The organism is Paenibacillus oryziterrae (genome assembly GCF_042610485.1).
Classification (GTDB): Bacteria; Bacillota; Bacilli; order Paenibacillales; family Paenibacillaceae; genus Paenibacillus_AQ.
The window spans coordinates 339,372-355,418 of sequence record NZ_JBGJZO010000003.1 but is presented as its reverse complement, the minus strand read 5'-3'; the positions used below and the strand labels follow the sequence as shown (position 1 = coordinate 355,418).

Below are 16,047 nucleotides of genomic sequence, written 5' to 3'. Positions count from 1 at the left end.
ATCTCCACACCTTCTATATGAGTATATTGAGATCCAGATTTGCCGATAATTCCTCTACAATAAGATCAGCTACTTCCTTAACGGTAGGCGCTTCTACGAACTGCTTCAGCTGTAGCTCGATGTCATACAACTCCTTGATTCTTAATATCACCTGGGTGATCATCAGGGAATGACCGCCAAGCTCAAAGAAATTATCATTGATTCCAATGGGCTTGATGCCCATCATGTCCTGAAGCATCTGGACGACGCTCTCTTCAATTACATTGGTAGGCGCTTCATACGTAACCGAAAGATCCGGTCTGTTATACTCCTCATCCGAATCCGAACTTAAATCTGCTTCTTGAATTACTTGATCTCGTTCACTGCCCAGCACCTCTTCGAAAGCCATTTTCTTGTCAGGTGCGATCCAGTGCCTTTTCTTCTCGAAAGGATAGGTTGGCAGAGGTATTCTGAATAACACTTCATGCTCATACAATTTAGCGAAATCAATATTCAATCCGCTTATCCAGGCCTTTTTAAGAAACTCACCCAAGAATTTAGAATCATTGACCGAATTCTTAACGTCGCGGAGAGTTTGGTACAACACACAATCCTCATCGTTCCTTAAATTCTCCTGCATAAATACCGATAAGGTTCTGCCCGGACCGACTTCAATAAAATGCTTGTAATTGGACTTGGCCAAATTCACAGCAGCATCCTTAAATCTGACCGTACCCAGCATATGCCGGACCCAATAATCCGCATCCGCTGCTTCTTCCGGTTTCAGCCACTCACCTGTAACATTGGACATTATCGGAATCTTAGGTGCGGAGAATTGTATACTCGATAGGACATCCAGCATTCCCGGAACCGCAGCCTGCATCATATAGGAATGAAAAGCATGTGAGGTATGGAGAATCCGGCAATCTCTGTTCCCTTGAATCTGTTCCATTACTTCCTGCAGCGCTTCACTGTCACCGGATAGTACAACCCTGTTCTCGGAATTGATTAAGGCCAGCGACACCTTGTCGCTCAAATAGTGCTTGGCCTCTTGCTCGTTCATATTTACATAAAGCATGTCGCCTTTTGGTAGAGACTGTATAATTCTGCCACGCATCAGCACCAATTTAAGTGCATCTTCGAGCGAGAAGACTTCCGCTAAACAAGCCGCCACATACTCTCCAATACTATGTCCGAGCATAGCCTTAGGTGTTATACCCCAATCTATCAGTTGCTTGGCAAGGCAATATTCAACAACGAAAATAGCAATCTGCGTATGCTGCGTTTCCGTCAGGCGTTCCTCCGCCTCTGCTTCAACATCATCTGAAAACACGATTTCTTGTAAATCGTAGCCAAACTGCTCTTGCAGAATCCCAAAACACTTGTCCATCTCACGCCGGAACACAGGTTTTGATTCGTAAAGCTGACGTATCATATTCAAATACTGGACACCCTGACCCGGGAAAAGAAATACAATTTCTCTCTCATTCTCACCCGGTGACCATGTTCCCGAAAGTCCGCTGCTTAATTTCTCGATCAGATCTTCTCTGCTATTGCAGACCAGACCTCCGCGATGCGGAAATCTCTTTCTACCAACATTCATGGTATACAGAACGTTCCGGTAATCTGCTTCCTCATGGCTATTTAGATAATCCAGCAACTGAGTTGCCACTTTGTCATAAGCATTTTTGGATTTGGCAGAGAGCAGCAGCAGTTGATATTCTTGATTGCTTTGTACACTGCGTGTCTCAATGGCTTCCTCCAATACCACATGCACATTGGTGCCACCAATACCAAATGAGCTGACACCCGCTCTTCTTACTTGGCAGTCCGGCTCCCAGTCGGTGTATCGGGTATTGACATAGAAAGGTGAATTCTTCAAATCGATATTAGGATTGGTTTCTGTATAATTGATGGACGGTACCAGCTTCTTGTTCTGGAGCATCAGTGAAGTCTTAATTAATCCGGCAGTTCCAGCTGCTGCATCCAAATGTCCAATGTTCGCTTTCACCGCACCGAGCGCACAGAAATTCTTCTTATCAGTGGCTTCTTGGAATGCTTCCGTAAGTGCCTGCACTTCAATCGGATCACCCATCGGCGTTGCCGTTCCATGCGCTTCTATATAGGTAATGGTTTCTTCCTCGATCTCACTTAGGATCTGTGCGCTTTTGATCGCATTTCTTTCTCCCTCAACACTGGGTGCTGAATATCCAACCTTTGCCGAACCATCGTTGTTAAAAGATGCACCTTTGATTACAGCAACTATATGATCACGATCATTTACCGCATCCTCCAGCCGTTTCAGCAGAACCAGCCCCACTCCGCTGCCGCCGAGCGTCCCGGTACCATCCTTGTCAAACGGTCTGCAATGACCGTCTTTGGAGAGTACCTCTCCCTGAAGATATAAATAACCGGCGTCCTGGGGAACTGCAACCGTGCAGCCCCCGGCAATCGCCATGTCGCATTGATAGTTCAGCAGCGCCTGAACCCCTAGAGTGACTGCCGTCAAAGAGGTCGAGCATGCCGTCTGCACATTTACACTAGGACCCTTCAGATTCAGCTTGTAGGAGATCATGGTTGAAGCAAAATGAACATCATTGCCCATCCAGATCTGTCTGATTTCAGGTGAGGTATCTAGGTCGATGCTGGACATAATATTTTTCAGCAAATATTTACTGGTCCCCGTGCCGACGAATACGCCTATCCTGCCGCCATATTGATCCGGGTTATAGCCTGCGCTTTCCACCAGCCGCCAGGAGCTCTCCAGCAAAAGCCGTTGCTGCGGGTCCATCAAGGCCGCCTCTCTTGGAGTAAACCCAAAGAACGAAGCATCAAATTGTTCGATATCATTCAGTTTAAAACCACGTTTGATATACTCCGGGTGATTCATTAATTCTTGCGGGATGCCCGCAGCCAGCAGCTCCTCATCTGTGAAAAAAGTGAGGGATTCCACACCGTTACAGAGATTGTTCCAATACTGGGTGACGTCGTCCGCTCCAGGAACCTTGCAATCCATTCCTACAATGGCGATATCCAAATCTCTCAGCTCATTCTCGTCAGCAATTCTCATTCTCCGCTCTTACTCCCCTCTATTTAGACAATAACAAGGCAGCCTCTTCCTCGGACATATTCTCCAGACGAAGCAGCAGGTCTTCCATTTCTTCCGCTGACTCTTCTTCCACCACAAGCTCATTGATATCGCTGAAATATTTTGCTGCAAGGTCCGCAATGCTGATTCCGCCCAGGATATCTACAATAGACACATTGATGCTGCATTTTTTATTAATTTTATTGCGGATCTCGGCGGCAATAATGGAATCAACACCTACCGAGCTGATTGATTCTTCGAGTACAATATTTTCTTTCTTGGCATGAATCGTCTCCGCAATAATCTCTGCAAAAAAGTCCATGATTACCACGCATTTTTCTTCATCCCCGGATGTCTTGGCCAACATGCTGAACAAATCGGTATCCTGTGTCTCCCCCGTAGATACTTCACTTCGCAGCGCAAGATGGTTGAACAATACCGGCTTGCCCGGGTAATTATTGAGCGCAAGCGGCCAGTCGGCTTCGCCGATTACCGTATGGCAGATCTCTTGGCCGAACACTCTTTCCAGCGCCTGCATCCCGTTAACGGCATAAATTGGACTCATGCCTCTTTGGTATTTATAGTGGTCTATCAGATTCTTTTCCTTGACCATCCCTACGCCCCACGGTCCCCAGCCCAGACTTAATGCAGGCTTCCCGTTACTGCGGCGGTAATAGGCAAGTGAATCCATAAACGAGTTGGCTGCGGCATAGTTAACTTGTCCAACGGCTGTGACCACCGATCCTGTCGAGGAATACATAATGAAGAAGTCTAGTTCTACCTCTTCCAGATGTTTGTGCAACAACCATGCACCTTTCACCTTAGTGTTGTAGACCTCATCAAATTCCTGCTGCTGCATCTGCATCATCAGTTTGTCTTTGACTACACCAGCAATGTGAATGACACCGCCGACCGGCATGGTTTCTTCATGGATTAGCCGCTGCGTAAGCTCAAAGACAGCAGCCTCATCGGCAATATCCAGGGCGGCAACTTCAACGGTGCAACCCTTTCTTTCCAGTTCATTAATGAATTGCACTTGGCTGAAGAGTGGATGAGACGGCTCAATTCCCTTTCTTTCCCGTTTGGAAGGCAATGCAGTTCGTCCGATTAATACAAAATATCTCGCACCCTTCTCAACCATCCAATTTACCGTGATTTGTCCCAGAGAGCCCATCGCTCCGGTAACCAGATAAAATTTATTGTTATGCAGATGGACAGGGATGTTCCCATCCAGCTCATAGATATGCTCCAGCCTTGCCACATAACGGGTTCCGTTTCTGTAGGCAATTTGATCTTCTCTGGAGTAGAGCTCCAGATCATGTACAAGCATTTCAAGGGATTCAGGAGATCCGTCGATATCAATGCTTGCTCCCCAGCTTCCGATGCACTCTGAGTGGCTGATCACTCTGCACATACCTACAGCCGCTCCTTGCAGAACATCCACAGAATCACCCGGAAGTACACTAACCGCACCGCTGGTAACCGCCCATGTCCGGAATTTAATGCTGTTCTCATTCAGTGTGTTCATTAGATACCGAATACTGTTGACAGCCTTTGGCTTGGAGGCTTCAATATCTTCCGTATTCATATCGGCACTGCTGTGAATATCCAGTCCCCATAAATGAATCACGCCATATTCCTGTTCTTTATCCAACTGCTGAATAATTTTCAGGTAATCTGCTTCGTCGTTGCTGCGAATCACGCTGCGTCCAGCCTGGTTATCCGGATGCTGGTCATCCGCATAGAAAGAGATGCAGTTATTGCCTTTACTACTCAGCAGATCCGCAAGCTTGTCGCCAGTCCCGGATGCATCGCACAGAATAACCCAGTTCTGATAGGAAGTCCGGGCTGCAAGCAACTGTTCATCGTCTTGCTGCTCCTGCGGCTTCCATTCTATTCCGTAGAACCATTCTTTCAGCGCATTCTCGCTTAGGACTGCATCCTCGGCATCTTTCTCGACGGCCCTTGCAACGAAGTTATCTACGAATACAATGACATTTCCCTGCTCATCATAAATTTCAATGTCTCCGGCAATGAACTCCGAATTTGATTCCTTCACGATCGAACGAACCAGCAAAGGTCCGGTGATCTTGCCGTATACAATCACTGCATCCACCGTATCCGGAAGTTTGATATCCACTTTCCCTTTTTCTCGCAGTTCATCGAATTGGTTGGCGAGCAGCGACTGGAATGCCGCATCGAGAATAACCGGATGCAGAATATTATCCATGTCTTCTACGCCCAGTTCCTCCGGCAGGCTGATTGCAGCCAGAACCTCATTATCTTTAATCCATACTTCCTTCAGGCCGCGGAACATCGGACCGTAATTGAAATTCATCCTCTCAAGCAGGCCATAACATTCTTCTTTGGACAAATGCTCCTTGGCGCCATTCTTGACAGCTGCAAGATCAATGGTTTTACCCGCTCTAATGGTCTGTTGTCTAACAAATTCCCCGCGGAAATTCTCAGCAGCTCTGGTGATATCCCCATCCGCGATGCTTCCGATTTTAACCACACCGCTCTGCGGATCATAGCTGATGGACATGCTGCCGACATTGTTCTCATCCAGGAAGAGCGCTCTTTTAAAATGAATATGATTCAGCGCGTAGACTTCCTCTTGCCGTATTCCGGAATAGCTGCGCATCATCTGGAATGCTGCTTCGATATAATGCGCACCTGCCAGCAGAACCTGTCCATTAACACAATGATCCGCAACAAACGGCAGAACATGATCATTGATCTCCGTCTCCCATAACGGAACAAAACTGTTCTTGCGGTAGCCGATAAACGGATGCTCTTTCTGCCCAAGGCGTCTCTTCATATGCTCCTTAGACTCTTTCCAGAACTTCTCATGCTCCCATTGATAATGCGGTAATTTCACATATTTATAAGTCCCCTGATAGACTTCAGACCAGTCGATCTCATAACCGGCGCACAGCAGTTCACTGTAAGTTCTGAACATTCTAGCCATTTCAGGTTCATTTCTGCGCAGGGAAGGTGCAATAAAGATGTCCTTGTCCATTTCATAAGCCAGTTCACTGACCGAATTCGCCAGCACCGGATGCGGGCCGACTTCAACGAAATTCGTGTAGCCTTCCTCCAGGATCTGCTTCATGGCTTTGGCGAAGTATACGGAGCCCGATACGTTCAACCACCAGTAATCATTATCTAACTCAGGTCCATCCGCCAGTTGGCCGTTGGCAGTAGTGTACAGCCGGATCTTGCTCTTGCGCGGATAAATATCCTGCAGTGCCTCCATCAGATCGTCTTTAATTTCGTTCATAAATACACTGTGATATGGTACGGTTACTCTAAGGAATTTATTAAATACGCCATCCATATCGAGCTTGTTATGAATTTCTGTAAGGCATTCCATGTCACCGGACAGCGTTAAGCTGGTACTGCTGTTAATGGCGGCGATCGATACCTTATCCGCTTGTCCGGCAATAAGCTGCAGAGCCTGTTCCTCATCCAGACCTACGGCCAGCATGCCTCCTTTGCCGGTCAGTCTCTGCTGAAGCATACTGCGGTAATACGAAATTTTGACCGCATCTTCAAATGTGTAGACTCCCGCTGCATATAGTCCAGACACCTCACCAACACTGTGACCGATAATGGCATCAGGGGAGACGCCCATGCTCTTCCACATCTCATACAAAGCCACTTGAACCGTAAAGTTCATTGGCTGAGAGACTTCTGTGAACTGCATGTTCGACTCTTCCTCATTGATCAGAAATTCATCGAGCAGCGACCAAGTCAAATATTTAGAGAACTCTGTATGACACCGCTCTACTGTCTTGCGGAAGACTGTATTGGAATGATACAGCTCACGCCCCATGGCGAACCATTGCGGTCCCATACCGGTAAATATGAATACCAGCCGTTTATCCTTGGCCTCATTGCCGACCGCGACATTCTCTGAACGGCCCTCTTGATTATATTCGGTAAGGCTGCGCACCATTTCTTCCGTGCTATGTCCGAACACTGCTAAGCTTTTAGAAAATTTCTCACGTTTAAAAAGCGCAGAGTGGCAAATATCCGCCAATCTCTCTTTTGTGCCAACTAACAATTCACTATACTCCTGAGCTAGCGCCTTTAAGGAGTGCTCGGATTTCGCTGTAATGGCGAGTACCTGAGGAACCTCTTCATTAACCGTTCCATCATACGTTCTGTCGCTCGACACACCCTGCAGAATAACGTGCGCATTGGTTCCGCCGAATCCGAATGAATTAACCCCGATAATCGGATCTCTGCCATCCTGAGGCCAAGCCTCATTCTCTAGAGGAATTCTCAGCTTCAGCTTGTCCAGCTCAATGGCCGGATTCAGCTCCTTCATCCCGATATGCGGCACAATCTGTCTGCGGTCCAGCGTCATGGCCGCCTTGATTACCGAAGCTACACCGGAGGCTGCTTCCAGATGGCCGATATTCGGCTTGACCGACGCGATGATGCACCGGTTGTCTTCAGTCCGGTTGACGCCAAAAAACTCCCCTACGGCATTCACTTCGATCGGATCACCTAGAGCCGTTCCCGTTCCGTGCAGCTCAACATATTGCACATCCTCGGATGAAATACCGGCTCGTGCGTATACATCTTCGAGCAGCATTTTTTGTGCTTCACCATTCGGAACCGTAATCCCGTTTGTTTTGCCGTCCTGGTTAACCAAGCTTTCTCTGACTACCGCATATACGTAATCGCCGTCTTCCAGCGCTTTATCCAGAGGTTTAAGTACAACGATCCCGCCGCCTTCACCTCTCACATAGCCGTTAGCAGTGGCGTCGAAGGTTTTACATCTGCCATCCTCGGACAGAAATCCGCCTTTGGATTCTGCAACGTAATATTCCGGAGCATAGATCAATTCAATGCCTCCTGCCAGCGCAAGATCACACTCGCCGTTATGGAGGCTTTTGCAGGCTTCATGAATGGATACCACGGATGAGGAGCATGCGGTATCGATCGACAAGGAAGGACCCATCAAGTTGTATATATATGAGATCCGGTTCGATAACATAGTCATCATGCTGCCTACTGCTGCGTGTGTTCCAATCTGGGAAACATCCGCAAACTGTAGAATCTTATAGTCCAGTGTAAATCCGCCGATAAATACACCCGTCTTCGAGCCGCTGATGCTCGAGGGCTTGATTCCCGCATCTTCCAGCGCCTCCCACACGATTTCAAGCATCTGCCGCTGCTGAGGATCGATTTGGTCGGCCTCTCTGGCATTGATCCCAAAGAACTTAGCGTCAAATTCATCAAAACGATCAATAAACCCGCCGCGTTTCGAGTGGCTTTTTCCCTTAACTTGCTTGTTACTATGATAATATTCATCAATACTCCATCTGTTTTCAGGTATTTCTGTAACCGCGTCTTTACCGGATTTCAAAATTCCCCAGAACTGTTCCACGTTATTCGAACTCCCCGGGAATCTGCATCCCATTCCAACAATCGCTACTAACCTATCACTCTTATTACTCATTCTTTCCTCTCCTTTTATCATGATCAAGCCGAATACAATTGCTCACTGATAGCAGTCATGGAGGATATGAATCTTATGCAAGCGGCTTGGATTTCATAAAGTTATGCCAGAATCGCAACAGATGTGTTAGTACCGATTATAAATTAGCAATATTTTTTAAATTATGGTAATTTATTAAATTAAAAACATATTTAAACACGAATTGCAATGAATTTTACAGATTTAAAGGAAGAGGGTTAACTTGTCTAGAAGGGTTGTGAATCAGCAAGCTATCCAATCAAGAAAGGAATTCTTTAATACCAGGAGACTGCTTTCATTAATTGGACAATAAAAAAAGTGGAATGTGTTCAGAATGGATCAGTCACGAAGGGGAAAATGCTACATTTTGTGACATATTAGCCATTCCAAGTAGAGAACTATAACCTAGATTGTCAATATGAATCATTATTTGAATTACAGGGTAAAAATACCATATCATGCAGATATCTTCAAGTTAAATTTGTCACATTAATCCATTAGTGCATTTACGTGACAAAAGTTGCACAAAAATAAAGAAAATATCGAAAAAACAAGTATTTTGGTGCAAGTACAATAGCCTAATCCGCGTATATGGCGGGAATCCCTAATGACGGCGAGCTTAGTTGAAAGCCACGAACATGGGGACAAAGTTCATATTAAACTAGACATTAATAAAGATGACATCTGACAATATTAGGTGCCACCACTTATTCCATCATCCAGTCCATTCAGCCTCTTGTAGCAGTTTCGATGCTGTCGGTATGCTTCTCTGCAACCGAGTTCTTAACACGTATACTCACCTAATTCACTTCCTAAGTCGTTATCTTCAATTATGTATTTGAATATCCTATTCACTCTTGGCAAGTAAGAGCGAATGTTAATGAACTTTATTACTCAGAAACTCAGCAACCGTTCACCACGATCTACGTATGTAAAGGTACAATGAGCGGAAGGAAGTATCTGTTATGAAATCATTGCTCCTAAAGATCAAATCCCCGGACTTTATTTTTTTCTCATCTCTTCTTTCTCTTTCTATTATTGTTGCGTTATTGTCCCATAACTACTTCACAGAACGGGTATTTTACATCTCAGGAGACATGTATACTTACTACAGCGAGAAGGAGGACCTCATTACATACCACAGCGATAATGCATCTCCTGTGCAGGTTCGGATCGATTATCCGGATCGTATCGTAATTCTTAACGACAATGAATATACGATAACGAAGCTTAAATCCGGCTATCTTACCATATACAACGTGACTTTCCCGGACGGCAGCAAATACGAAGTTCAAGAACAGCCTGGAACGCTAATCAGCTTTGATGATCAAGGAAATCTGGTCTCAGAGCTTCTGATGTTCGTGAATAACCAGAGGGTCATGTCCGAAGGCGAATTGCTATATACTCCTGCCATGCTGGTTAAGGCTGCTTATCCGGAATATCATTTCACAAGGGGGGAGCCCTCATTTCTGTATTTAGCGCTGGCGCTCATGATTTATGGCTGGTGCACCTTACGGTATGAGAAGTTTCAGAACTTTCTGTTCTTAATTTCACTGCGCTGGGTATGGGTAGAGGATCCCGAACCAAGTGATTTCTATTACTTCATGTGCATGGTGAGCGGAATCGCAATTATGCTCATGGCCGTGTGGGTCGCATTTCAAACGTTCTGAAGCATCCTGCCACAAACAGCGATTTGGCAAAAAAACTCCCGTGTCATCGATGACACGGGAGTTTTAGAATTATCACTATACTTCTCCTTACGTCAAATACCTGACCTAATTCGACTTTTGCTCACAATCTACGGATTGTTGACGAAAAACAGATTATTTTGTCGTTCGATAATTAAGCCCAAAGGACCTAATTCAAAGTAATTTCTTTCTTCCAGGTCAGCTCCTGGCCCTGCTCATTTGTAAAGAGAAACATTACCTGACCTTGCTCACCTTTCATTGTATCGGGGTAAAAAAAGCCCATAAATTGGCCGTCTCCGCTGATGTAGAAGCCGTCTTCCCCATTCGCTCCATGCGCAATGGCGTCTGGCACGGAATTCACTATCCGATTCTTCTCAGAGACCCATTCCATTTCCGCCAACGCAAATCCTTCCGGCCTCCGGTTGACCACAAAATCAAAGCTATTCCCCTCGATTGGTTTAGGGGTCTGGTCGACAATAATGAGAATCTCCTCGCTGGTATGTGCCGAATCCGCGTTCTCGTCTATTGCCGCATTCTCCGGTGTTGTTACAGGAACCTGTGTGCTTGTGATCTCCGGGGAATCAGAGTTCAATTGTTTGCCACACGCACTGGTTAGCAATACTGCAGTCAAAGCTGCGGCGATATAGAAATATTGTTTCTTACTCATAAGTTTCTCCTCGGCTTTCTTGTAATGAAAAAGAAAATGCGACACCATGTTGCGTATTCACCGCTTCATACCGGCTATTATGAAGCTCCAGGATATGTTTGACGATGGCGAGACCCAGACCCGTTCCTCCGGACTTCCGGTCCCTCGAACGTTCAGCCCGGTAAAATTGATCCCATATCCGTTCCAGGTCTTCCCTTGCGATAGGCGGACCCTGGTTCTCGATGACTGTAGTTATCGTATCCGGAGACGTTCGCCCGATGTCAATCGTGATGACACTATGCTCCTCGGCATGCCGGATGGCATTGCTCAGCAGATTTAATACCACCTGTTCTATTCGTCTGGTGTCCGCCACGACGTATAGCTCCTCCGAATCCTCAGTAAGGATACGCAATTGAAGGTGCTTGTTCTCCATCTGCCGGGTAAAGGATTCTGCGACCCTTTGAATAAGGCTGGCAAGTAATAGGCTTCCGGGATTTAAGCGGACTGCTTTCGCTTCGAACTTGGAAAGCTCCAGCATATCCATGATTAAAGCATTCATCCGGTCCGTTTCATTGACAATGAGAGCCAGATAACGATCTCTTTTCTCACCTGCAACCCCGTCCTGTAAGCCTTCAGCGAAGCCTTTAACAATTCCCAGTGGTGTCTTCAATTCATGAGATATATTCGCAATGAGCTCTTTACGGAGCTGCTCAGACCTTTCTTGTTCAGCTACATCCTCTTGCAGCTGCTCATTCGCCCTATGAAGCTCCGATAAGGTTGTATCCAAATTTCGGGACATTGTGATCATGCTCTCAGACAGCTCACCGAATTCATCCCTTGAATGGATTTCCGGCTGTCCGCTAAAATCCAGCTTGGCAAGCTTGGCTGCAGAGCGATTTAATATCACCAGCGGCCTAGAGACCGCTCTGGAATAAAATAAAGAGAGGAGAACCACAAGCAGCACTATGACCGGTGCCGCATAAATGAAATACTGCCTTAGTATTCCGACAGCCTCCCCTACAGGCTGCAGCGAAGTCATGACGAATACATAACGTTCATTAATACTGCCCTCTGGCAGTGCACGTACCATCACAGCATATTGAATACCGCTCCATTGATCCTGCCAATCCATACGAACCGGGGAACCCGCATCCAGCTCTGACCGATAGTCTTCTGCTACAAGCATCCAGTCACGAAGGGCATCGGTGATTAAGGCATCCTGATACAGTGGATTGTAGGATCTCTGCTCCGGCAGAAGGAGATCAATAACCTTTCCATTTACCCTCACAAGCCCCGGCCCGGGATTAACGGCAGGAGGCTGAAACTCCACCGGCTGCATAATGGTGTCTTTCTGATCCATAAATATTCCGTCTATTGTTAAGCTGTCGCCAATTTGAATTCCCGGCGGTATGGCATCGACAGGCAATCCGTTCATAGGTATGGGAACCGTAATCGTCTTCCCCTCTGCTTGCAGCTCCAGATCATAGGGATTGATGGTTACTCGTTCAAACCGGTTATTCAGAAGGGAGACACTTGCATCGCTCCGATTCATGAAAGTGCCCAGCTTCCGCGCGGCTTGCGGTTCACTCTGTCCGGCTTCAGGATAAGATTCCGCGAAGGTGTTCATCCTCCGTTCCAATGCCTCAACCTTGGTTGATTTGTAGAACCGCTCGAAAAACAATCCTTCCGCCAGCATCACCAAAGAGAACACAATCAACACCAGAGTGGTCGTCACCAGAAACAGCTTAAGAACTACACTATGCCTTCTCATGAGTCCAAATCAAATTTATAGCCTGTGCGGATGACGGTACTGATGTACCGTCCTTCCTCTCCCAATTTGGCTCTTAATTTCTTAATATGGGTGTCCACGGTGCGCACATCCCCCAAATAATCATATCCCCAGACGGCATTCAAGATCGTATCCCGGGGCATCACTTTACCGTAATGCTTAATAAGATAGAGTAGTAAATCGTACTCTTTTGGAGAAAGACTAATTTTATTTCCTGCCACAGTTACGGTGTGTGCCGCCTTATTCACTAAGAGATCACCATAGCTCAGAGAATCATTTTCACGGCCGACGGTACCTTCTGTTCTTTTCATCAATGCGGTCGCACGAGCCACTAGCACTCTTGGACTTAAAGGCTTAGTGACATACTCATCGGCACCCAACTCAAAACCCATCATTTGATCATCGTCTTCCGATCTGGCGGTGATGATAATAATCGGCACGTCCGAGGTTTTGCGGATACGCCTGCATACCGACCATCCATCCAGCTCCGGCATCATGATATCCAGGACCACCAGGTCAACGGAGTTCTGTTCGAAAATATCGAGTGCAATTCTGCCGTTCTCCGCTTCAAGCACTTCCCATTGCTCATTCCTGAAATAATCCGTTATAAATTCACGCATCAGCATATCGTCTTCAACCAGTAAGATCGTTCTTTTCATCCCTATACACTCACTTCCACCCTCATCTGATTACTGATTAGCTACAGGACCCACTATAAAGAACTCCTGTGTACATCGTGTGTATTCTATAGGAATTTTAGATGTTTTCAAGGCTTAATCGGCGTACTAGTTACCAATTACATACTCCAGCTGAATATCGAATGGCTCCAGCTCCACATGATGTTGGTTGATTTCCACAGCATCCACACAGCCCATAGAACTGTAAAATGCATAGGTTTCTTCAGCGGAATGTGAAGAGATATATAATTTCCGGGCACCCCACAGCTCAGCCTGCTTCACACACTTTTCAAATAGCTGCCTTCCAAGCCCTCGATGCCGGTATTCATATGAAACATGAAGCTGCATTAAATCTGCATACTGTTGTTCACTCCCGAACAAACTGCGGAGCAATGATGAAAAAGCAATGATCTCCCCATTATACTGGGCACAGTTTACGATCCCGCCATCTTTTAGACAATAAAATAAATCCTCACTTACGATCTCTTTCTTCGTCTCTAGATCCCATTGATCAATGAATGGCTCAGCAACGAGACATCTTTGGCCTTTGACAGTTCTCCAAACCCGTTTAACCTCCTGATAACGGTTGAATGTTTCGAGCAATCCGGATCTCAAGTCGTTTAAAGTTAGGTGTTTCCATTGAATCTCTTCAAAATTCATCATTCTAACCTCTCCATCCAGTTGCATTTTTATATAAAATTCCCCGGTAATAACAAAAAACCTGCAAAGGAAGCACCGGGACGGGCTTATCTGCAGGCCATATGTAATGTGGCAGCTAAATCACTTGACTTTAGCGGCTTTAGTTATTTGTCTATTGTCTCTTTTAAAGTCCAGTCCCGGTCTTAGACAGAAGCATGAGATCGATTCCCGGCTGATCACTAAATCTTTCAAGTTCATTGTAAGCAGGAATCCCGTGCATAGCCATATCCAGACCTTCCTCTTCTTCCTCTTCGGTCACGCGTAGACCTACCGTTCTCTGAAGCAGCTTCGCAAAACCAAAGCTCATCACGAGCCCCCAGATCGCTACCACTGCAACACCCAGCGCTTGTACCCCGAGCAGATGAATGCTTCCGGTTGTGAACAGTCCGTCTCCTTTGTCAAACAATCCGACCGCCAAAGTACCGAACACACCGTTGACACCGTGTACCGCGACTGCACCAACAGGATCGTCTACCTTCAGCTTATCAACGGCAAGCGTTCCCCAGATTACCAGCAGACCAGCGATCAAACCGATCAGAATCGATGAGTAAGGGCTAACATATGCGCAACCTGCTGTGATGGCTACCAGGCCTGCCAATGCACCATTCATCGTCATACTTGGGTCTGTTTTACCAAAGCGGTACATGGTGTAGAGCATTGCGGAGGTTCCTCCGGCCGCTGCAGCTAGCATTGTATTTAGAGCAATAACGGACAGATTAATATCCGCAGCATTCAAAGTACTTCCGGCATTAAAGCCAAACCAGCCAAACCAAAGAATAAAGGTGCCCGCTGAAGCCAGTGGAATGTTACTTGGAGCGAAGACATTCACACTTCCGTCTGTATTGAATCTTCCACGGCGCGGACCGAGTACTTTTGCAAAGGAAAATGCAGCCCAGCCTCCCAAAGCGTGAATCGCAGCCGAACCGGCGAAATCCTTCATTCCAAGCTGCGCCAGCCAGCCATCCGCATTCCAAACCCAATGACCCGATATTGGATACATCACTGCTGCAACAAATAATGCGATTAGTATATAGGCCCTAAAGGACATCCGTTCCGCAACCGCACCTGAAATAATCGAAATGGCAGCAATCGCGAAGCCGATTTGAAATAACACATAAGCAGATAATGGCAAATCTATCGCAAGCTTCAAGGATTGGGAAGCACCCCAGAAATCAAAGCTGATTACACCGCCTGCATCCTTGCCGAACATAAGTCCAAATCCAATTAGAAAAAATGACAGTACACCTACGGTTAAATCAACAAAAATCTTCATTGTTACATTAACTGCATTTTTAGTCCGAACAAAGCCAGCCTCCAGCAAGCTGAAGCCGCCCTCCATAAATATGACCATGGCCGCAGCCAATACTACCCAAACTGTATTCAGTGCCATTTCATTACCGGCGAACATGATGTCAACCTCCCTGACATGTAATAACTTTTATAATAGTAAAAGCATGGACTTAAATTGTCAACATCAAATGTAATGTTTTCTAACATAAAAAAGAGACAAAGCCTTATGCTTTGCCTCTTTTTTGTACCGCAACAGGAAGAATTCACTTCAATTCGTCAATGGTTTCGTCCGTTACACCCGTTCTGATATTGTACATTTCTTGAACAGGAACAACAAAAATTTTGCCGTCTCCCATTTCCCCAGTCTGTGCAGTTTTTATTATGGTTTGAATGGTCTCCTGCACTTTATGGTCGGATACAATAATCTCCATTTTGACTTTATGATGCAGATTAACGGTGTAAGACTTACCTCTGTACACGCCTGTTGTATTCTTTTGCTGTCCGCGTCCTTGCGCCTGGGTCACTGTAAATCCGGTAACATCTATAATCCGAAGAGCTTCAATAACTTCTCTAAGTTTCTCGGGACGAATAATGGCTTCTATCTTCTTCATATAGTACCTCCAATAATGTACACCAAATGGTCATTAATTGATTTGATTGTATCATATCACCGGGGTAGTCATGTTAGATTTCAATA

At 46.0% G+C, this 16,047-nt stretch carries 9 protein-coding genes; 1 reads left to right on the top strand and 8 read right to left on the bottom strand.

Features of this window, described 5'->3' with window-relative positions:
• Nucleotides 1–13: 13 nt before the first annotated feature.
• Both ACAN55_RS06250 and ACAN55_RS06245 read right to left on the bottom strand, forming a co-directional pair.
• Nucleotides 14–3,049 carry a type I polyketide synthase gene (locus ACAN55_RS06250; RefSeq protein WP_379129605.1) on the bottom strand — a complete coding sequence of 1,012 codons (3,036 nt, stop codon included), beginning with the start codon at nt 3,047–3,049 and terminating at the stop codon, nt 14–16.
• A gap of 19 nt (nt 3,050–3,068) precedes the next feature.
• Nucleotides 3,069–8,543, bottom strand: coding sequence for a type I polyketide synthase (locus tag ACAN55_RS06245; protein ID WP_379129602.1), 5,475 nt, complete (start codon nt 8,541–8,543; stop codon nt 3,069–3,071).
• 983 nt (nt 8,544–9,526) lie between these two features.
• Here ACAN55_RS06245 and ACAN55_RS06240 point away from each other — a divergent pair.
• Nucleotides 9,527–10,231 carry a DUF6199 family natural product biosynthesis protein gene (locus ACAN55_RS06240; RefSeq protein WP_379129600.1) on the top strand — a complete coding sequence of 235 codons (705 nt, stop codon included), beginning with the start codon at nt 9,527–9,529 and terminating at the stop codon, nt 10,229–10,231.
• Between the two features lie 187 nt (nt 10,232–10,418).
• Here the strand turns inward: ACAN55_RS06240 and ACAN55_RS06235 are convergent, their stop codons facing one another.
• The 6 genes from ACAN55_RS06235 to ACAN55_RS06210 form a co-directional block, all read right to left on the bottom strand.
• Complete coding sequence (locus ACAN55_RS06235; RefSeq protein ID WP_379129597.1) at nt 10,419–10,916, bottom strand: hypothetical protein; 498 nt, start codon at nt 10,914–10,916, stop codon at nt 10,419–10,421.
• Nucleotides 10,909–12,666, bottom strand: a complete 1,758-nt coding sequence (locus ACAN55_RS06230) for a sensor histidine kinase (RefSeq protein ID WP_379129594.1) — start codon at nt 12,664–12,666, stop codon at nt 10,909–10,911. Before ACAN55_RS06230 ends, ACAN55_RS06235 begins: the two co-directional genes overlap by 8 nt.
• Nucleotides 12,663–13,343 (bottom strand): response regulator transcription factor, encoded by a 681-nt coding sequence (locus ACAN55_RS06225; protein ID WP_379129592.1) that lies wholly within the window; start codon nt 13,341–13,343, stop codon nt 12,663–12,665. Before ACAN55_RS06225 ends, ACAN55_RS06230 begins: the two co-directional genes overlap by 4 nt.
• A gap of 126 nt (nt 13,344–13,469) precedes the next feature.
• Nucleotides 13,470–14,024, bottom strand: a complete 555-nt coding sequence (locus tag ACAN55_RS06220; protein ID WP_379129588.1) for a GNAT family N-acetyltransferase — start codon at nt 14,022–14,024, stop codon at nt 13,470–13,472.
• Between the two features lie 160 nt (nt 14,025–14,184).
• Nucleotides 14,185–15,468, bottom strand: coding sequence for an ammonium transporter (locus tag ACAN55_RS06215; RefSeq protein ID WP_379129586.1), 1,284 nt, complete (start codon nt 15,466–15,468; stop codon nt 14,185–14,187).
• A gap of 145 nt (nt 15,469–15,613) precedes the next feature.
• Entirely contained in the window at nt 15,614–15,961 is a 348-nt protein-coding gene (locus ACAN55_RS06210; RefSeq protein ID WP_379129583.1) for a P-II family nitrogen regulator, read from the bottom strand.
• Nucleotides 15,962–16,047 lie beyond the last annotated feature (86 nt).